This is a genomic window from Methylocystis sp. S23 (genome assembly GCF_054106005.1).
This window is the reverse complement of the sequence record NZ_CM134185.1, coordinates 1,948,305-1,966,669: the sequence shown is the minus strand read 5'-3', so window position 1 is coordinate 1,966,669 and position 18,365 is coordinate 1,948,305. Positions and strand designations below refer to the sequence as shown.

Annotated in this window: 18 protein-coding genes; 8 read left to right on the top strand and 10 right to left on the bottom strand. The window is 65.5% G+C overall.

Annotated elements, in window-relative coordinates:
- The first annotated feature begins 175 nt into the window (after window positions 1-175).
- From ACV7JP_RS09765 to fliP, 7 genes are all read left to right on the top strand, one after another.
- The gene (locus ACV7JP_RS09765) at window positions 176-1,051 is read left to right on the top strand and encodes an SDR family oxidoreductase (RefSeq protein WP_457795490.1); all 876 of its coding nucleotides are present in this window, start codon (window positions 176-178) and stop codon (window positions 1,049-1,051) included.
- Between the two features lie 75 nt (window positions 1,052-1,126).
- Complete coding sequence (flgF, locus tag ACV7JP_RS09760) at window positions 1,127-1,849, top strand: flagellar basal-body rod protein FlgF (protein ID WP_457795489.1); 723 nt, start codon at window positions 1,127-1,129, stop codon at window positions 1,847-1,849.
- 5 nt (window positions 1,850-1,854) lie between these two features.
- Complete coding sequence (locus tag ACV7JP_RS09755; RefSeq protein ID WP_457795488.1) at window positions 1,855-3,189, top strand: FliI/YscN family ATPase; 1,335 nt, start codon at window positions 1,855-1,857, stop codon at window positions 3,187-3,189.
- Between the two features lie 45 nt (window positions 3,190-3,234).
- A complete protein-coding gene (locus ACV7JP_RS09750; protein ID WP_457795487.1) occupies window positions 3,235-3,765 on the top strand; it encodes a MotE family protein in 531 nt (176 codons plus the stop codon).
- Window positions 3,762-4,490, top strand: coding sequence for a flagellar basal body L-ring protein FlgH (locus tag ACV7JP_RS09745; RefSeq protein WP_457795486.1), 729 nt, complete (start codon window positions 3,762-3,764; stop codon window positions 4,488-4,490). The genes ACV7JP_RS09750 and ACV7JP_RS09745 overlap by 4 nt, the downstream gene beginning before the upstream one ends.
- Before the next feature lie 12 nt (window positions 4,491-4,502).
- Entirely contained in the window at window positions 4,503-5,045 is a 543-nt protein-coding gene (locus ACV7JP_RS09740; protein ID WP_457795485.1) for a flagellar basal body-associated FliL family protein, read from the top strand.
- On the top strand, window positions 5,042-5,770 hold the full coding sequence (gene fliP, locus ACV7JP_RS09735; protein WP_457795484.1) for a flagellar type III secretion system pore protein FliP: 729 nt from the start codon (window positions 5,042-5,044) through the stop codon (window positions 5,768-5,770). The genes ACV7JP_RS09740 and fliP overlap by 4 nt, the downstream gene beginning before the upstream one ends.
- A gap of 430 nt (window positions 5,771-6,200) precedes the next feature.
- Here the strand turns inward: fliP and amoB are convergent, their stop codons facing one another.
- The 6 genes from amoB to ACV7JP_RS09705 all read right to left on the bottom strand — a co-directional run bounded on the left by amoB (window position 6,201) and on the right by ACV7JP_RS09705 (window position 11,747).
- A complete protein-coding gene (gene amoB, locus ACV7JP_RS09730; RefSeq protein ID WP_457795483.1) occupies window positions 6,201-7,460 on the bottom strand; it encodes a bacterial ammonia monooxygenase, subunit AmoB in 1,260 nt (419 codons plus the stop codon).
- 158 nt (window positions 7,461-7,618) lie between these two features.
- Window positions 7,619-8,377, bottom strand: a complete 759-nt coding sequence (amoA, locus tag ACV7JP_RS09725; RefSeq protein ID WP_457795482.1) for a bacterial ammonia monooxygenase, subunit AmoA — start codon at window positions 8,375-8,377, stop codon at window positions 7,619-7,621.
- A gap of 322 nt (window positions 8,378-8,699) precedes the next feature.
- Complete coding sequence (amoC, locus tag ACV7JP_RS09720; protein WP_457795481.1) at window positions 8,700-9,470, bottom strand: bacterial ammonia monooxygenase, subunit AmoC; 771 nt, start codon at window positions 9,468-9,470, stop codon at window positions 8,700-8,702.
- A gap of 566 nt (window positions 9,471-10,036) precedes the next feature.
- Window positions 10,037-10,516 (bottom strand): 2-amino-4-hydroxy-6-hydroxymethyldihydropteridine diphosphokinase, encoded by a 480-nt coding sequence (folK, locus tag ACV7JP_RS09715; protein ID WP_457795480.1) that lies wholly within the window; start codon window positions 10,514-10,516, stop codon window positions 10,037-10,039.
- A gap of 3 nt (window positions 10,517-10,519) precedes the next feature.
- On the bottom strand, window positions 10,520-11,380 hold the full coding sequence (gene folP, locus ACV7JP_RS09710) for a dihydropteroate synthase (RefSeq protein WP_457795479.1): 861 nt from the start codon (window positions 11,378-11,380) through the stop codon (window positions 10,520-10,522).
- On the bottom strand, window positions 11,373-11,747 hold the full coding sequence (locus ACV7JP_RS09705) for a 4a-hydroxytetrahydrobiopterin dehydratase (RefSeq protein ID WP_457795478.1): 375 nt from the start codon (window positions 11,745-11,747) through the stop codon (window positions 11,373-11,375). The genes folP and ACV7JP_RS09705 overlap by 8 nt, the downstream gene beginning before the upstream one ends.
- Window positions 11,748-11,869: 122 nt before the next feature.
- On the opposite strand from ACV7JP_RS09705, the gene ACV7JP_RS09700 reads away from it, so the two are divergent.
- Window positions 11,870-12,838 carry a beta-ribofuranosylaminobenzene 5'-phosphate synthase family protein gene (locus ACV7JP_RS09700; protein ID WP_457795477.1) on the top strand — a complete coding sequence of 323 codons (969 nt, stop codon included), beginning with the start codon at window positions 11,870-11,872 and terminating at the stop codon, window positions 12,836-12,838.
- A gap of 156 nt (window positions 12,839-12,994) precedes the next feature.
- Here the strand turns inward: ACV7JP_RS09700 and ACV7JP_RS09695 are convergent, their stop codons facing one another.
- From ACV7JP_RS09695 to ACV7JP_RS09680, 4 genes are read right to left on the bottom strand one after another with little or no spacing between them, the layout of a single operon-like run.
- Window positions 12,995-13,204, bottom strand: coding sequence for a hypothetical protein (locus tag ACV7JP_RS09695; RefSeq protein WP_457799005.1), 210 nt, complete (start codon window positions 13,202-13,204; stop codon window positions 12,995-12,997).
- A 50-nt stretch (window positions 13,205-13,254) separates the two neighbouring features.
- Window positions 13,255-15,540, bottom strand: a complete 2,286-nt coding sequence (locus tag ACV7JP_RS09690; protein ID WP_457799004.1) for a hypothetical protein — start codon at window positions 15,538-15,540, stop codon at window positions 13,255-13,257.
- Window positions 15,541-15,582: 42 nt separating this feature from the next.
- Window positions 15,583-17,310, bottom strand: coding sequence for an ATP-dependent DNA ligase (locus tag ACV7JP_RS09685; RefSeq protein WP_457799003.1), 1,728 nt, complete (start codon window positions 17,308-17,310; stop codon window positions 15,583-15,585).
- Entirely contained in the window at window positions 17,307-18,326 is a 1,020-nt protein-coding gene (locus tag ACV7JP_RS09680; RefSeq protein WP_457799002.1) for a ligase-associated DNA damage response exonuclease, read from the bottom strand. The genes ACV7JP_RS09685 and ACV7JP_RS09680 overlap by 4 nt, the downstream gene beginning before the upstream one ends.
- Window positions 18,327-18,365: the final 39 nt, after the last annotated feature.

Here is an 18,365-nt window from a genome sequence, read left to right as displayed (position 1 = left end):
CCGGGCGGGCGAATCCCAGCCAAATTTACGCAGGCTCCATAAACTTGCCCGCGACCGCCGACCTCCTTGTAAAGGCGAGGCGTCAGGCGCCAACTGTTCAAGATTGCCGCTCGCGCTTGCCGCCGCGCGGCAATTGGCTAAGTGTCAGATGGTCGGTTTTTCAGAGGATGCGGATATGACTCGATCGCTTCGCGGCAAGACGCTTTTCATCACCGGCGCGAGCCGCGGCATCGGCCTCGCGATCGCCAAGCGCGCCGCGCGGGACGGCGCCAATATCGCCGTCGCCGCCAAGAGCGTGACGGAGAATCCGAAAATTCCCGGCACGATTTTTACGGCCGCCGCCGAGATCGAGGTCGAGGGCGGCAAGGCGCTGGCGCTGCCCTGCGACATCCGCTTCGACGAGCAGGTCGCCGCGGCGGTCGAGCAGACGGTCTCGACCTTCGGCGGGATCGACGTCTTGATCAACAACGCCAGCGCCATCGATCTGCGCGGCGTCGATCTGCTCGAAATGAAGCGCTTCGATCTGATGCATCAGGTCAATGCGCGCGGAACCTATCTCTGCGCCAAGCTGACCCTGCCCCATCTGCGCAAGTCGTCGAATCCGCACATTCTGACTCTGTCGCCGCCGCTCGACATGAACCCCAAATGGTTCGCGCCGAACCTCGCTTATACGATGGCGAAATACGGCATGAGCCTTGTCACGCTCGGCCTCGCCAGGGAGCTGGCGCGCGACGGCGTGGCCGTCAATTCGCTCTGGCCGGAAACCGCCATCGCGACCGCCGCCGTCGGCAATCTCCTCGGCGGCGAGGAAATCATCAAGCGCTCGCGCAAGCCGGAGATCGTCGCCGACGCCGCGCATGCAATTCTGACGCGTCCCTCGCGCGACTGCACGGGCAATTTCTTCATCGACGCGCGCATTCTCGCGGAAGAAGGGGTGACGGATCTGGCGCCCTATTCCGTCGACCCGGCCCATGCGGCCGTGCTGGATTTCTTCCTCGAGGAGCCGATCAGCGCCAATGTGCAGAAATCCGCTTTTCATGGCGGCAAATAGAGAGGAGGCGGAAGGCGGCTTGAGGCAAGCTTCGCCGCCGATGATGCGGGAAAAGTCGCATCTTCGGGGCGCGCCATGCAATCCGCCTTCTCCGTTACGCTCTCCTCGCAGCTCGCGCTCGACAAGCGCCTCACGACCATCGCGGAGAATGTCGCCAACGCCTCGACGGTCGGCTTCCGCGCGACCGGCGTAAGCTTCGACACGGTTCTTTCCAAGGCGTCGGCGACGCCCACGGCCTACGCCTCGGCGGGAGCCGACTATATTTCCCGCGCCTCGGGCGGGCTCATGAAAACGGACAATCCGCTCGACGTCGCCGTGATCGGCGACGCCTGGCTTGCGATTCAAACGCCGCAAGGCGTCGCCTATACGCGGGACGGACGTTTGCGCATGCTCGAAACCGGCGAGGTGCAGACCCTGCTTGGCTTCCCCGTGCTCGACGCGGGCAATTCGCCGATCGTGCTCGATCCCGCCGGCGGCTCGCCGACGATTTATCGCGACGGCATGATTCATCAAGGCGACCGCCAATTCGGCGCCATCGGCCTCTTCGAGATCGAGCCGTCGGCGACGCTGAAACGCGCGGAGAACTCCGCCGTGATTCCGTCGATTCCCGCGATCGCCGTGGTGAATTTCGCGAAGAACGGAGTCGCGCAGGGCCATCTGGAAAGCGCAAATGTGAATCCGGTCGCCGAGATCGCCAAACTGATCATGGCGCATCGCGCTTTCGAGAATGCGTCGGCCGCCTATGACATGATGGACGGCGCGCAACGCAGCGCCGTCCGCACGCTCGGCGGAGCCTGATCGGAATGTCCGATGCGCTGACGCGACTGGGCGAAGCGGTCGATCGCTTCGCCGTTCAGAGCGAAGGGCTGCGCATCAGCGGCGCCGTCACGGAAGTCTTTCCGTCGCATTTCCGAGTGGAGGGGCTTTCGCCTTTCTTGCGGCTCGACGATTGCGTCCGGATCGAGGAATCCGGCCAGGCCTTTCACGGCCAGGCGATTCGCATCGACAGAAGCGGCGCGGTGATCAAATCCTTCGAGAGAAACGCCGGCGTGGGGCTCGGGGCGCGCGTCGCGCTGCAAGGGCCGATCGAAATCGCGCCGCATGAGCGCTGGAAGGGGCGCGTGATCGACGCGCTGGCGCGGCCTATCGACAATCGCGGCGCGCTGACGCCCGGCAAAAGGCGCAGGCTGCATGCGGCGCCGGCTGGCCCGATGGCGCGCGCGCGCATTTGCAAGGCCGCGCCGACCGGCGTCGCGGCGATCGACGCCTTCACGCCGCTCTGCCTCGGCCAGCGCGTCGGCGTCTTTGCGGGATCGGGCGTCGGAAAATCGACTCTCCTCGCAATGATCACGCGTTCCGACGCTTTCGACGCCATCGTCATTTGCCTCGTGGGCGAGCGCGGGCGCGAGGTGCGCGACTTTCTCGACGAGGCATTGGGAGAAAGCGCGGCCAAGGCGGTCATCGTCGTGGCGACGAGCGACGAGAGTCCGATGATGCGCCGCCTCGCGCCGCTCGGCGCAATGTCGATCGCGGAATTTTTTCGCGACCAAGGACAATCCGTCCTGCTGATCATGGACTCGGTGACGCGCTACGCGCATGCGCTGCGCGAAATCGCCCTTTCGGCCGGCGAGCCGCCCGCCGCCAACGGTTTCGCGCCGAGCGTCTTCGCCGATATTCCCCGCCTGTTGGAACGGGCGGGTCCCGGCGAGGAAGGCGCAGGCGCAATGACGGCGGTGTTTTCGGTCCTTGTCGATGGCGACAATCATAACGATCCCGTCGCGGACTGCATCCGAGGCACGCTCGACGGCCATATTGTGCTTGAGCGCGAGATCGCCGAGCAGGGCCGCTATCCGGCGATCGACATTTTGAAATCCATCTCCCGTCTCGCCGATCGCGTCTGGCGCGCCGAGGATCGCGAAACCATCGCAAGGGCGCGAAGGCTTGTCGCGCGATATGAAGACACGCGCGACCTTCGGCTTCTCGGGGGCTACCAGGCGGGGGCGGATTCGGAGCTCGATCGGGCCGTGCGCGTCACGCCGCTGATCTATGATCTCCTGCGTCAGTCCCCGGATGCGCCGCCCCGCCGAGACGTCGTTTCGAAATTGAACGCGCTTGTCGGCAATCTGGGCGGCGGCTGACCGCGGCGCAAGTCACGCGCAAGCGCCGTCGCGGATTGTCGCATCATGACGAGCGACTCGAAGGGATTCGTGATGATGAGCGCTTTCGGGCGCGCGGCGTTCTTTCCGATTCCGCTTTGCCTTTGCGCCGTCTCCTCCTTCTCTTTGGCCGCCGAGGAAGTCGATCCACGGCTCCGGGACGACGCCCGACAAATTTGCGCCGACATCGCCGCCTCGGCGGAGGCGGTTCGGCTGGACCGGCGGCGGAAGGAGCTCGCAGCGCTGGAGGGCGAGATCGAAGCCCGGCTGTCCTTGTTGGAAGCCAAGCAACAGGAGCTGCGGGTCATTCTGGAGCGCTTCGAAGCTTTTGAACGGAAGACGAGCGACGCTCTTGTCGGCCTTTATTCACGCATGAAGCCGGAGGCGGCCGCCGCGCAGCTTGCCCAGCTCGACGAGGAGGTCGCGGCGGCGCTCATGCTGCAACTGAAGACGAAAGCGTCGAGCGCGATCCTTGGGGAGATGCAGGCCGCGCAAGGCGCCGCGCTCGCGAGAAGGATCGCGGGGCTTCGGCATGAGACAAGCGGGAAAAAACCTTGATCCGACACTTGCCTGTCTGCGCGGCGGCGCTCCTGCTTTGCGGCTGCGGGACTGATCCGCGCGACTTCGCGCGCGAGCCTCACATGACGCCCGTCGGGAGCGGCTTGAATTTCTATGACGATCAATTGCCGCTGGGTCCGCTCCGCGGCGCGTCGCTCGGGCCGGGAATGCGCCTCGACGAAAATCGCGTCAATCTGTTCAAGGATGTGAAGGCGATGAGCGTCGGCGACGTCGTGACGATCGTGATTTCCATGGACGATCGCGCGATTCTCGGCAACGCCACCGACCGCTTTCGGGAGGCGAAGATCAGGTCGAAATGGAGCTTCCTTGTCGATCTCCTTCCCGCGATCGGCGGCCCGCCCGGCTCAGAGACGAAACAGACCGGCGCCTGGCAAAACGACATCGATTCGAAGACCGAAACGCAGGGTCAGGGAACCATCAACCGCTCGGAGCAGATTCGGTTCACGCTCGCCGCCGCCGTGACGGCGGTTCTGCCGAACGGCAATCTCGTGCTGCATGGCTCCCAGGAAATTCGCGTCAATAACGAGCTGCGCGTGCTGACCGTCGCCGGCGTCGCGCGCCCGCGCGACATCAGCAAAGACAATTCCATTTCCTACGACAAGATCGCGGAGGCGCGGGTCTCCTATGGCGGCAGGGGACGCCTCAGCGAGGTGCAGCAACCCGCCTGGGGACAGCAGCTCTACGATATTTTCGTTCCTTTTTAGGAGATCCGGGCAATGGCGCGGGCGGATGGCGGGAAGCGCGGCGTGATTCCGACGCTTGTTCCCCTGGCGATCGTGACGATCATCGGCTCGGGCGGCGGCGGCTTTTTCGGCGCGAGTCTTCTGCCGGGCCTGATCGGACAGCCGCTTTCCCGAAACGGCGGCGCGGCAGATGAACACGAAGGCAAAGCGGCAAACGAAGCGCATGGCGGGGAGTACGGCGGGGAGCGTGGAAAGACTTCCGCGCCCGCCGCGAGCAAAGCGGAGGCGCTCCGGCTTGTCGAGCTTCCGCCGATCGTCGTGAATCTTTCCGGCTCGAAGCAATTGCTTCGGCTTCAATCCGCGATCCTCTTCGATCCAACGCAGGTGAAGAATGTCGACGCGCTTGTGGCTTCCTTGCGAGCGGATGTCGCGACGTTTCTCTCGACAATGGAGCTTTCGGGAATGGAGGGAGCGGACGGACTTAGACGGCTTCAGGAAGAACTGAAGGAGCGCGCCGCGACCCGCTCTGAAGGCCATGTCCGGGAATTCATCATCGAGGCGCTGGTCATTCAATGAAGCGGCTATGGATCCTTGCGCTTGTTCTGGCGCCGGCGCCAGGCTTTTGCGCGGAAGCCTTCGATCTCGGCGCGCTGCTGCCGGCGGGCGGAGCCTCCGCGAGCGGCCGGCTGATACAGCTTGTCGGCGCCTTGACTTTTCTCTCCGTGGCCCCGGGCCTGCTCGTCATGGCGACGAGCTTCACGCGTTTCGCGATCGCGCTCTCCTTTCTCCGCGCCGGGCTTGGACTGCAAAGCACGCCGGCCAATCTGGTTCTGATCAGCCTCTCTTTGTTCATGACCTTTTACGTCATGGCGCCCGCGGGGGAGAAGGCGTGGGAAACGGGCGTCAAGCCGCTCGTCGACGGCAAGATCGGCGAGGCCGAGGCCTTTGAAAAGATGACCGGCCCCTTTCGGCAGTTCATGATAACGCATGTGCGGGACAAGGATCTCAAGCTTTTCGAGGATATGCGAAAGCCCGGCGCCGCGGCGCCCGGAAGGGACCCCGGGCTCGATGTGCTGGTTCCGGCCTTCATGATTTCCGAATTGCGCCGCGGTTTCGAAATCGGCTTTCTCATCGTCGTTCCATTCCTCGCCATCGACATCATCGTCTCCGTCCTGACCATGTCGATGGGCATGATGATGCTGCCGCCGACAACCATCGCGCTTCCGGCGAAAGTGCTCTTTTTTATTTTGATCGACGGTTGGAACCTGCTCGTGGGAAGCCTGATCCGCTCTTACGGGTGAGCGGGCCGCCGCGACGTCTTCGCCGCGGCGCGTCAGGGCGTCCGTCAATCGCGGCCGGCCCTTCTTACGTTTCGCCGGGGGCTCTACGCCGAAGCGTCGAGCGCATTGTCTCAAACCGATAGGTTCATGCGCGAATGACGCCGCTGGATGAGCGGAAAAATAGCCTGGACTTTTGACCAATACGCTTTGGTCGTGACGCTTTGTGGCGCGGAACGCCGAGTCGGAGCGCGCCTTTGTATTGATTATAGACGCCGGATCCGGCGGAGCATGCGCGAAGGTCACGTGAGCCCCAGTTCAACTGGCGGCGGAAGCTCCCGTGGACGCCGTTCCTTAAGTTTCGCCACGCTTCAAACGCTATTCGAGGCCCCCTCAAAAAGCGACCGGCCGGACTTTCGTCCGGCCGGCGCGTTATTTAGCGATTTCGGTTCGCTTAGGGCATGTCGCCGGCGACGAACTTCGGAATCACCGGGCCGCCGATCTCAGCCGCGAAGCGCTTGCCGTCCGGCGAGAAGAAGAACAGCAGGCCGCCGATCTGGCTGTCCGTGTCGTAGGCCAGGTCCGACAGACGCTCAATGTCCCAACGCGCGTCCTGGATCTTCACCACGATCTCCTTCGACTCGCCCGGCGCGATCGTGTCGTCGTTCGACAGGCCGCGGTCGGCAAGCAGGTAATCCGGGAAGTCAGGCTTCGTCGTGAACACCGCCGGGTTCAGGAAGCGCAGGCCAGCCGCCGTATATTCGCCGAGGCGAACCGGCTGCGACGTGCCGTTCTTGACCTTCACGTTGATCGTCAGCTCGCGGCCCGGAACCTTGTAGACGCCGCCGTTCAGCTCGGTCGTCACCTGCTCCTTGCCCACGCCCGCCGTGCCTTCCGTCTCGATCGGCGTCAGCGGCTTCTGCAAGCCGGCCTGAAGCGGGATCGTGCGCGGGAAGGTCGAGTTCGTCACCGCGTAGCCGACAATCGTCGCCAGGATCGTCAGAGCCAGGACAATCGCGCCAATGCGGCGGTCGTCGTCGCCAATGACGTCATCCGGACGGCCTTCCGCCACCCGCAGATACGACGCGATGATGCCCTTCCGGATGAACCAGAACAGGATCCACGCCGCGCCAACCGCCAGCCACGGCAGATGCCACGCATAAACGCGGCTGATGCCGTAATGCTCAAGGTCGACCGTCGAGCCGTCAAGGAGCGTCACCGGGTCGGTGAAGTCCTTCATGTCGCCCTTGATCTCAATCCACTGGCCGGGGCCGATGATCGGACCGCCGCCCTCGACGTTGACCTGGGCGTGGACGTGCCAGCGGCCCGCGCGACGGCCGCGCAGATTGATCGAGAAGGCGTAGTCCTTGCCGATCTCAAGCGACACCGAGCGAGGAGCGAACTGCTCGCCAATGAACTGAGCCGTGCGGACCAGAACCGGGCCGGGCTCGCCGGCGTTCAGGAACGAAACGCGCGGATTGGCGACCGCCTGCGGCCACGCCGAGAAGACGTGAACCTTGCCGGACAGGACCATGTCCTCGTTGACGTTCACCGAGGTCTTCGACCACTGCACGTCATACCAGTTCAGCGTGCGCATGCGAAGGAACGCCTGCTGCGACTTCTCGCCGTGCGCCGAGGCCGGAGCAACCGCTCCCAGCGTCGCCGCCACAGCAGCCGCCGCGCCAATGGCGGCGAGCTTGACTAGCTTTTTCATGAACAAACCTCCCAGGTTCCTCTTCCGGCCGGCGCCTCGCGCGCCAGCCGATTTTTTCATCCGCGGAACGGCAGGCCAAATCGGCGATCCAACCCGCGCCCGTCCGCGTTGCTCTTTCTTCGAGTTCCGGCCACGGCCAAGCCGCGGCCAGGCCCGCATCAGATGGTGTCGATGACCTTGGTCGTGGAATACCAGCGACCCATGAACCACCACAGGAAATACACCATCATCGAGACGAAGCCCGAGAAGAACGCCGCAACCGGCACAACGTCCTTACCGAAGGTGCGCAGCGTGCCGCGCTCGACCATGCGGATGTATTCCGGCATCGACGTGCGGACGAAGTGGAAGCCGATCAGATCCGCAAGCGTCATCAGCTGGCCATGCTGCTCGGTCGCCTGGTGGAACGCCGCAATCGCCGGCCAGTTGTTCGGGTAGAACAAAAGACCCCAGCCCAGCGAGCCCACAACCGCCGTGATCACATAGGAGCCCGACAGAAGAAGGATCACGTCAAGCCAAAGCGCCGGAACGATCAGAGCCGACGGGAACACCAGGCTGATCGGGAAATAGGTCCAGCCCCAGAAGTTCACGTAGCGGTTGATCCACTCGCCAATCAGAAGGCCCAGAGCCGCGAAAACGGCGCCGAACGGAAGGCGGAAGTTCACCCACCAGAAAGCCTGCGACGCCGCGCAGAAGGTCACGCCCAGAATCGGCACGACCGTCGGCCACATACGACGATCCTTCCAGTCAATCCAGAAGTCCCAGTCGCCCGCCGTCAGCATGAAGTGGACGTGATAGCCGCCCAGAACGGCAAAGAACAGCAGAACCAGAAGCATCCAGTCCGTCGTCGCGACGCAACCCGCCGCCTCGGCGACGGAGTTGAACGGACCGACCGCCCCCCCGCTTTTCGATTGTGACATCACTCTTCTCCTTGGTGTTTCTCGGAAACCCTCCAGGCCCCGAGCTTTCTTATCGCCGCCGGCCCGAGGCGCTTCGACCCCGGACCCGCGCCCAAACGACCGGCAAACAACCGACCGCCCGGCTTTCTCTCGCACGGCGCCGTTGCGCGCCGCGCCGCGACCTTCCCTCCAAACGACCCCGGGTTCGCCCCGGTTTTCAACACAGACCCAGACTACCCGGTCGCCTCACGCGGCCAGAACCCGTCCGATCCCATGTCCGTTTGGAAAAAATCCCGCGCCCAGACCGCCGCCCGCGCCCTTGGGCGCGAGCGGCTGTTCCGTCTTACTCGGTCAGGAGGGCGACGCCGTCCTTGCCGATCAGCGCATGGATGCGCATCAGGATCTGCAGAACCACGCCGAACACGCCAAGCGCCATCCAGCCGAAGAACACGAAGCCCCAATGCAGCGGAGCCACGAACAGCTCTTCCATGAACCAGAAGGTGTGGCCCCACTCATTCAGGCCAACGTTCGGGATGATCATGAACGGGCCAATCGCCACGATCAGGAACGCCAGCGAGTAGCCATGAGCAAAATACGGAATGCGCGTCTTCGCATAGAAGAAAGCGCCGACCGCGATCACCGAATAGATCGGGTAGCGCATGTAGAACTCGATGATGTGCGACGGCGTGAAGTCCGTGTCACGGATAACCGTCATGTGCCACGTGCCGTCCTGCTCCGTGAAGAACGAAGCGCCCCAGTAAATGGCGATGCCGTAAACCACCAGCCACTGAACCAGGACAACCAGGCGGCGCATCTCCTCGCGCGGCGAAACCGCGTCGACGTTGCGGTCGCGCGTCTTCCACAGATAGCCCGCAAGGCCAAGGCCCGAAACCAGCTCCAGCGGAATCTCGGTCCAAAGGATCGACATCCAGTAGGTCTGGAACTCCGGCGCAAACGAATCCAGGCCGGCGCGCCAGCCATAGATCTGCTCGTAAATGCGCACGATCAGATAAAATACGTTCAGCAGAGCCAAGCCAATCCACATGCCACGCAGATCGACTACGGACTCTACCTCAGCAGCTGCGCCAGCAGCAGCGCTAGTCGTCGAGCTCATATTTAACTCCTCCTATGTGCTCCCAGGGATATGCGCGTGACCGGTAAAAGCTCCGCCTCCCAGAACAGAGCCGCTTCGTCCTCGTTTGATTAAACGTTAGGCGGGAAACGTTCCAAAACGTCGACCCACGCCTTACCGCCCTTTCTTGACGCAGCCCTCAATGCCCAAATCCCCCAGAAACCCCCAAGAGATCCAAACATCCAAGCAAGCCGCTTGTTGTTATCGGACGAACACCGACGTCGCCGCCTAAACAAAGCCTAACCGCATCGCCTCCCAGGCCATGCCTTCAGACCCCGTCTAGCGTGAACCAACCATTCCCCCTCACCAACATAATATCAATATCCCTTGGTATAGCTGAAAACTGTCTATCGAATAGTAATAACAACCCCAGTGGTGGGGTTTTTCCCCACCCTATCTGGTGCGCAAAGCCTCCCGCGCGGCTTTTGTTAGACAGCGCAATATTCCCTGTTTATTCGGGGTTTCGTAGCCTTTTTCTAGGCCTGAAGCGGCTGGACGGCGCATGCGATGTTGCAGTGCGGCAACACCAGCCATCGGGGGTAGGCGCCTTAACCTTCCGTCCAGGGCCGGACGCCCGCGGCGTCGACGGAATTCAGCGCTTGCGCGACCGGCGCGCCGTCGAGAACGAGGTCCGGCGCGATCTCCACGAGCGGCAGAAGGACAAAGCCGCGCCCGAACAACTCCTTATGAGGCAACGTCAATTCGGGGTCGTCGAGCGTGTGGTCGCCCAGAAACAGAATGTCGACGTCGATCAGGCGCGGCCCCCAGCGGCGCGTCGGCGCCCGGCCCATATCGGCCTCGATTTTCTTGACCGCGGCCAGCAGCTCGTAAGGCGAGAGCGAGGTGTCGCCAATGGCGCAGGCATTGGCGAAATCGCCCTGGTCGAGCACGCCCCATGGCGGCGTGCGGTAAATGCGCGAAATCGCGGAAAGCTTGGCGATTTCGCGCGATTCCAGCAGCTCCAGCGCCGTCCGGATATTGCCCGGCTTGTCCCCGATATTGCTGCCCAGTCCAAAACCCACCCGCATGGCTCACCCCTTCGCCGGCGCGGCGCGCAAAGCTGAAAAAACCTCGAACGCCGCGCGATGCTCGGCGACGTCGTGGACGCGGAAGATCTGCGCGCCCGCGCCGGCGGCGACCAGATTGGCCGCGAGCGTTCCAACCAGCCGGCCCTCGAGGAGACCGTCCGGCAACCCCTTGAAGACGGATTTTCGAGAAACGCCGATCAGCAATGGAAAACCAAGGCTCAAGAGTTCCGGCGTCGCGCGCAGCGCGTCGTAATTCTGCTGCCTGCTCTTGCCGAAGCCAATGCCGGGGTCGAGCGCGATATGGGCCTGCGACACGCCCGCGCGGCGGGCGATCTCCAGCGAGCGCTCGAAGAATCGCCGCATGTCGGAGACGATGTCGATCTCCGGATCGGCCGTCTCGCGATTATGCATGACGACCACCCCCGCCCCCGCCTCGGCGATCGCCGGCGCCATGTCGGGATCGCGCTGCAAACCCCAGACATCATTGACGATCGAGACGCCGGCCGCGAGCGCGCGGCGGGCGGTGACCGCCTTATAGGTGTCGATCGAGACTGGAGCGCCCGCCTCGCGCACCAGGTCGGCGAGCAGCGGCGCGAGCCGCGCCCACTCTTCTTCCGCCGGCGCCGGCGTGTGACCGGGCCGGGTCGATTCGGCGCCTACATCGACAATGTCCGCGCCCTCGGCGACGAGCTTCTTCGCCTGGGCGAGCGCCGCCTCCTTCGAGACGAAGAGCCCGCCGTCGGAAAAGGAGTCCGGCGTGACGTTGACGATGCCCATGATGACCGGCCGACGGCCGACGGGGGCGAAGAAACGATCCCGGGCGGCCGCGATGGCCGCCCGGTCGAAGGACAGGACCTCAGTCATATTTGATATAGGCGAAGCGCTGATCGGTCTCCGGCGTTCCCTCGAGCGCGCCGCCCTCCTTGCCGGGACGCCAGGCCACGACCTCCTCGATCTTTCTGGCGAGCTCGAAGTCCTTGTCGGTAATGCCTTTCGCCGTATGGGTCATGAGCTTGACCTCGAACCAGGCATAGGAGGCGGCGATATCCGGGTGGTGCCAGGCGGCCTCGGCGAGATGGCCGACCGCGTTGATCGCCATCAGCGTGCCCTTCCAGCCATGGGTCTTGTATTTGCGGCGGATCCAGCCGTTCTCGTAACGCCAGTGCGGCAGCTCCTTGGCGAGCCGCGCGACGACTTCGCTCTCCGGCAAAGCTTTTTCTTCCTTGCTCATTTTCCCTCCCCGACAGGTTTGTCGCGCCGGACCGGGCGATGCGCCGTCCGCGACTTCTTTCGCCTGAGGCAGATATAGCCTAAACGGGCGGGAAGTCTTGCTCGATCGACACAGGGAGCGACATGCCGGCACAAGTGAGCGTTGCGGCGACGGCGCGGCTGCATCTCGGTTTTCTCGACATGAATGGCGGGCTCGGGCGCAAGTTCGGCGGGCTCGGCCTGTCGCTCGACGAGCCGGCGACGCGGCTGACTTTGACGAAGGCCGCCGAGAACAGCGTCTCGGGGCCGGAGAGCGCGCGGGCGGCGCAGCTATTGGAAAAGGCGCAGGCGGCGCTCGCGCCGCAGGCGCGGCATGCGCTGGCCGTCCATGAGGCGATCCCGGCCCATTCGGGCTTCGGCTCGGGCACCCAGCTCGCGCTGGCCATCGCCGCCGCCCTGCGCCGGCTGGAGGGGCTGGCGCATGATCCAGCGGCCGACGCCGCCCTCATGTCGCGCGGCGCCCGTTCGGGACTCGGGGCGGGGCTCTTCGTCAAAGGCGGCGTCGTGGTCGATGGCGGACGGGGCCCGCTGACGCGGACCCCGCCGGTCGTCGCGCAAGCCGAGTTTCCGGACGAGTGGCGGGTGCTGCTCGTGCGCGACCCGACGAATGTCGGGCTCCACGGCGCGGACGAGCGCGACGCCTTCGTCGCCTTGCCGCCGTCGAGCGAAGCCGAGAGCGGCGAACTCTGCCGCCTGGTGCTGATGCAGGCGCTCCCGGCTCTGGCCGAGCGGGACCTCGGCGCCTTCGGCGCGGCGGTCGCCCGCATGCAGGAGATCGTCGGCGACTATTTCGCGCCCCGGCAGGGCGGCCGGCGCTTTGCGAGCGCCAAGGTGGAGGAGGCGATCGCCCGGCTGACGCGCGAGGGCGCGACGGGCGGCGGGCAGACCTCCTGGGGCCCCACGGGTTTCGCTTTCGTCGAAAGCGAGGCGGCGGCGCGGGCCCTCATGGCGCGCGCCGAGACCGAGGCGCGCGCCTCGGGGCTGGAGATTTCCATCCGCAAGGGGCTGAACCGCGGCGCGAGAATCGACGCGATCTATGCGCAGATCGCTTGAAATCGCCGCCCCAAGCGGGGCCGGACCAGCTTTTCCGCGAATCGCCATGCTGCCTTCATCGCGGGGAGACGAAGCCGACGAAGCAATCCGGAATCGCAACGCCCTCGCGCCTCGCGAAAAGCCGGCTCCCGCTTTTTCGCCGCGGGCTCCAGGGCGCTACCCCTCCGCCGGGCAGGCGATCTCCTTCGTCACCGCGGCGACGAAATGCTTCATCCCCGCATTGATGCGCAAGGGCTGGAGCTTCTGACCCTTCGTCCAGACCTGATAGGTGACGATGCCGCGCGTAATGCTCAGCACCCTGTAGTTTTCCGACCCGCCGGTGGCGTAGCACTTTCCGGGCTGTATCGCTTCTTCGGTCATTGGCATGGCGAGGCTCCTTCGACGGCGACGCGCGCCGCAAGCCCCGTGCCACCAGCCTACCTTCCGCGCGCGATCTCCTCGATCAGCCCCCGAAGCGGGCGGAAAGCGAACTTCGCCTCGTGGCGCCCCTCGGGAATCGCCACGGCGCGGAAGAGGACATTGGCGCGCAAAATCTCCGCCGCCTCGCCGTCGAGCGTCGCGAACCACCAGGGATGCCAGACGTCGTTGAGGATCAGCCAGCCGCCGCCGGGCGGAGCCTGTGCCTCCACCACGATCTCCGTATTGCCGTAGGAGACGATGCGCGCCCGCGTCGCATCCAGCGGCAGGTCCTTGCGCGTGTGGCAGAGCGGCGGCTCTTCGAGCAGGACGGTCTCGCGATAGTCGGCCTCGGGCCATTCGCCGGTCGCGACCATCCGCGCGAAATCGACATGCATCGCGCAGGTCGCGACCATCACGCGTGGAAAGGCGCTCTTATTCTCGTAAATATGGACCTTGCCGATCCGCCCCAGCTCGTCGAAATCGCCGGGCTTGTAATGCGCGTCAATTTCCTCGATCGGCGCGCCCGTCGCGACGTAGCGCAGGCCCAGCATGTCAGAGAGCGGCGAGCGATAGGCGGGGTAGAGCCTGGAGAATTCGCGCTGCTCGGGGAGAGCGAGGTGATCGCCCGCGCCGGTGGCGTCCTCCAAAATCCTGAGGCGAATCGGATTGTAGCCGAGATCGTGATCGAGGCCATGGACGAGCGTGGCGTTGGGCCAGTGGAAGTCGATCGCCGCAAGCTCGACCCGGTCGCGCCGGTCGGGCGCGGCGCGCTCCTTCAGCCGCTCCTTCAGAAAGGCGATCACGGGATCTTTCGAATCGGGCCGAAGCACGTCGAACCGATCCGGCGGCAACGCGGTCGATTCATTGGGGCCGTTATTCATGGCGAGGTCGACCGTCGCCAGCAGCGCAAGCGAACCGAGCAGCGCGACGCCATGCAGCTTTCGGGCGCCGGTCGCGATGACGAGCGCCACGGCCGCCGCCGCGAAAGCCGCGCTGATCGCCAACGGGGCGGCCGCCTGAGCGAGATGATCCTTCATCGCCGCAAAGGCGGCGGCGAGCGCGAAAAGGCCCATTATCGCGGCGGCAAGCCAGAGCATGCGCGGCTTCGCTTCCCCGCGCTCGATCAGCGTGAAGCCGTAGCCCGCGAGAATCGCCAGCGCGAAGCCGAACAGGAAGGTCGCGTCCGCGGGGCGCCGCCAGAGGTCCACGCCGGGGATGTGATAGAAAAGCGCGAAGACCGGCGTGTAGCGGCCGAGCGCATAGAGGGCGAAGAAGATCAGGGCGCCGGCGAAGAAGCGCGCTTCCTTTTCCGCGAGGAAGCGGCGGCCCAGCGCGGCGATGACGGCGACGATCGTGATCTCGCCGGCATAGACGTCGGTCATGTTGCGCGCGAGAAAGAGGTCCTTCTCGCCGACCGGCGGCCCCCAAAAGGCGGCGAGCGGCCCATCCGTGCCGAACATATTCGCCGAGAGGAGCGTGAAGAAGGAGGCCGGGGGCAGCGAGCCCTTATGGGCGCCGTCGAGATCGATCTCCGGCCGGTTGGAATTGGCGGCGAGCTCCAGCGTGAAGGCGAGCGGGACGGCGATGATCGCCGCGCCGACGACCGCGCCCGCGAGCAGCGGCGCAATGGCGGTCACAGCTCGCGCGTCGTCCGTCGCGACGCGGTAAAGCGCGTAGGCCGCGAGCGCCAGCACGCTCAGAAAGGCCACCTGATCGCGCCCGAGCACGAGAAAGGCCGCGACGGCGCCGGCTCCCGCGCCGTAAGCGACGGAGCGGCGATCGAGCGCGCGCGCCAGCAGCCACAGGGTCACCGGCAGCCAGGAGAGGCTCATCACCTGCCCCGTATGCTGGATGCGCCAGGCCGCCGAGCCGCCAAAGGCGAAAGCCAACGCCGCGATCAGCCCGCCCGCCGCGCTCCATCCCCGGTCGCGGAAATAAGCCATCAGCGCAAGGCCGCCCATGGCGAGCATGGCGAAGACGATCGCGTCCTCCAGCACGAAGGAGGGCTCGGGAACGAGCGCCGCGGCGACGAGGAAGAAGGGCGCGAAGATCAGCGATTGGGGGTCCGCGATCTGCGGCATGCCGGCGAAGACGTTCGGCGTCCAGAAGGGCGATTGCCCCGAATGCAGCGCATGCGCGAGAAAGGCGAATTGCGGCAGGAAATGCGCCTTGGCGTCCCAGGGAATGGTGACGCGGCCGGAAAGCCAGGGAAAGGCGAGCGCGAGCGCGCAAGCGAGGAACAGCAGCGCGGCGAGGGCGAAGGGTTCGCGGGACGCGGCGGCGCGAGGCGGGATCGTCGACATGCGCGGGTTTTAGCGCCTCCGCGCTGCGGCGCAAAATCGCGGTCAGGCATGGCGCCCGGCGAGGAGTTCGCGCAAGGTCTGCAATGTGTCCGCTTCCTCGACCGGCTTGTCGAGCCGCCAGCGCAGCATGCGCGGAAAGCGCACGGCGACGCCGCTCTTATGCCGCTTGCTCTCGGCGATTCCCTCGAAGCCGAGCTCGAAGACGAGCGTCGGCGCCACGCTGCGCACGGGGCCGAAAGTCTCGACCGTCGTCTTGCGGATGATGGCGTCCACCGCGCGCATCTCCTCGTCCGTGAGGCCCGAATAGGCCTTGGCGAAGGGAATGAGCGCGCGCCCCGGCGCCTCCGGCGGGCCGCTCCATACGGCGAAAGTGTAGTCGCTATAGACGCCCGAGCGGCGCCCGTGGCCGCGCTGCGCATAGATCAGCACGGCGTCGACGCTCATTGGATCGAGCTTCCATTTCCACCAGACGTTCTCGCGATCCGAGCCCTTGCGCCGCCCGACGCCATAGGCGCCCTCGCGCGCCTTCAGGATCATGCCCTCGACGCCGAGCGCGCGCGCTTCTTCCCGTTTGTCGTGAAGCGCGGGCCAATCGGGCGCGGCGAGCAGCGGGCTTAAGCGAAGAGGGAGCGCGGCGCCGAAATCCCGGGCGCGGGCGATCGCGTCCGTCACGAGCGCCTCCAATGCGAGACGGCGCGCCGCCTGCGGCGCCTCGCGCAAATCGCGCCCGTCCCTTTCAAGAAGGTCATAGGCGATGAAGGCGGCCGGCAATTCGCGCAGCATCCTGGCGCTCACGACCTTGCGGCCCAATCTCTGCTGCAACAGGGCGAAAGGCTGCAGGCCGGACAGATCCTGCGGCGCGGCGCCCTCTCCCCGCATCACGACGAGCTCGCCGTCCAGCGCGATTCCGTCCGGCAGCCAGCGCTGCAATTCCGCAAGCTCGGGATAGGAATCCGTGACCAGCTCCTCGCCGCGCGACCAAAGCCGCCATTGTCCGCCGCGCTGGACATATTGCGCGCGAACGCCGTCGAATTTCCATTCGACGATCCAGTCGGAGACCGGGCCGAGCGCCTCCGCCATTTCCTCGACCGGACGCTGGAAGGGATGCGCAAGATAAAAGGGATAGGGCTGGCCCGCCTCGAGCGCGGCGTCCTCATCGGCGTGCGCCGGGGCCGTCAGCGCCGCGAAATCCGTCGCGGTCGGAACGCGGCCCGCCTGCGTATAGCCCATCATGCGCTGCGCCATGCGCTTGGGATCGACCCCGGCCGCCTGGGCGAGCGCCTGCGACGCCTGCAAGCGCGAGACGCCGACGCGCAATTCGCCGGTGATCATCTTGAAGAAGATCAGCCGCTGCGGCTGCGGCAGCTTGCGCGTCCATTGGCGAAGCCGCGCATATTTTTCCTCCTCCGGCGCCATGCGCAAGGGCAGCAATCTCTCGCGCATCCATCGATCGAGCGTCACCTCCTCCGTCTCGCCGCCGATCGGCGCCAGCAGCGCGAGCGTCTCGGCGAGATCGCCGACGGTCGAATAGCATTCGTCGAAGAGCCATTCGGGAAGCTCCGCCTCCTCCAGCGCGAGGCGCCGCAGCAATTTCGTCGGCGCGAGCTGGCGCGGCTTGCCGCCCGCGAGGAAATAGACGGCCCATGCCGCGCTCGCATGCCGCGCGGGATCGTCCATCGCCGCGCGAAGATAGTGTCCAAGCGCCTCCTGCTTGCGCTTGATGGCGGTCGCGGCGTCGAGGTCCCGATAGAGCGCGGCGAAGGCCCTCACCTGGCGCCCTCGGTTTCCGCCGCGCCGCTCTCGGCTTCTTCCTCGCCATATTCGGTCTGCATCGGGCGCGCGTCGAGGCCGCTTTCGCGCAGATAGCGCGTCAAGGGGCCGTTCGAGCCATGAGTGGCGTAGACGCGCTCGGCGCCGGTCGCGTGGATCGCCTCCAGCAAGCCCGGCCAATCAGCGTGGTCCGACAGCGCGAAGCCCCGATCGACGCCGCGCCGGCGGCGATTGCCGCGTATCTGCATCCAGCCGCTGGCGAAGGCGTCGGAATAGTCGCCGAAGCGGCGCATCCAGGCGCTCCCCGCCGCCAAGGGCGGCGCGACGATCAGCGCGTCAAGGAAAGCGTTCTTGCCGACGGCCTGCGAGACGAGCTTCGACTCGGGCAGCGCCACGCTTTGCCCGCGATAGATCGCGTTCATCGGCTCAATGGCGCCGTGGCAGAAAATCGGACCGATCGCGGCGTCGACATTGGCGAGCAGCCGCTGCGCCTTGCCGAGCGCATAGGCGAAGATCACGCTCGCCCGGCCGGCGGCGGCGTTCTCCCGCCACCAGTCGTTCACATCCGCCATCACCTCCGCCTGCTTGCGCCACCGATAGATCGGCAGGCCGAATGTCGACTCGGTGATGAACGCATGGCAGCGCACGGGCTCGAAAGGCGCGCTCACCCCGTCGGGCTCGGTCTTGTAGTCGCCCGACGCGACCCAGACCTCGCCGCCATGTTCCACCCGCACCTGCGCCGAGCCCAGCACATGGCCGGCCGGATGCAGCGAGAGCGTCACGCCGTTGATCTCGATCCGCGCGCCATAGTCGAGCGTCTCTATCGAGACGCCGCCGAGGCGCTTGCGTAGGATCGGCGCGCAGTCGCGATGGCAGAGATAGGCTTGCGATCCCCAGCGCGCATGGTCCGAATGGCCATGCGTGATCACCGCGCGCGCGACGGGCCGCCAGGGATCGATATGGAAATCCCCCGCGGGACAATAGAGGCCCTCCGGCGATGCGATGATGAGATCCATTGGGCTTCGCGCTTCGTGACGAGCGAGAAAATGGGAGCT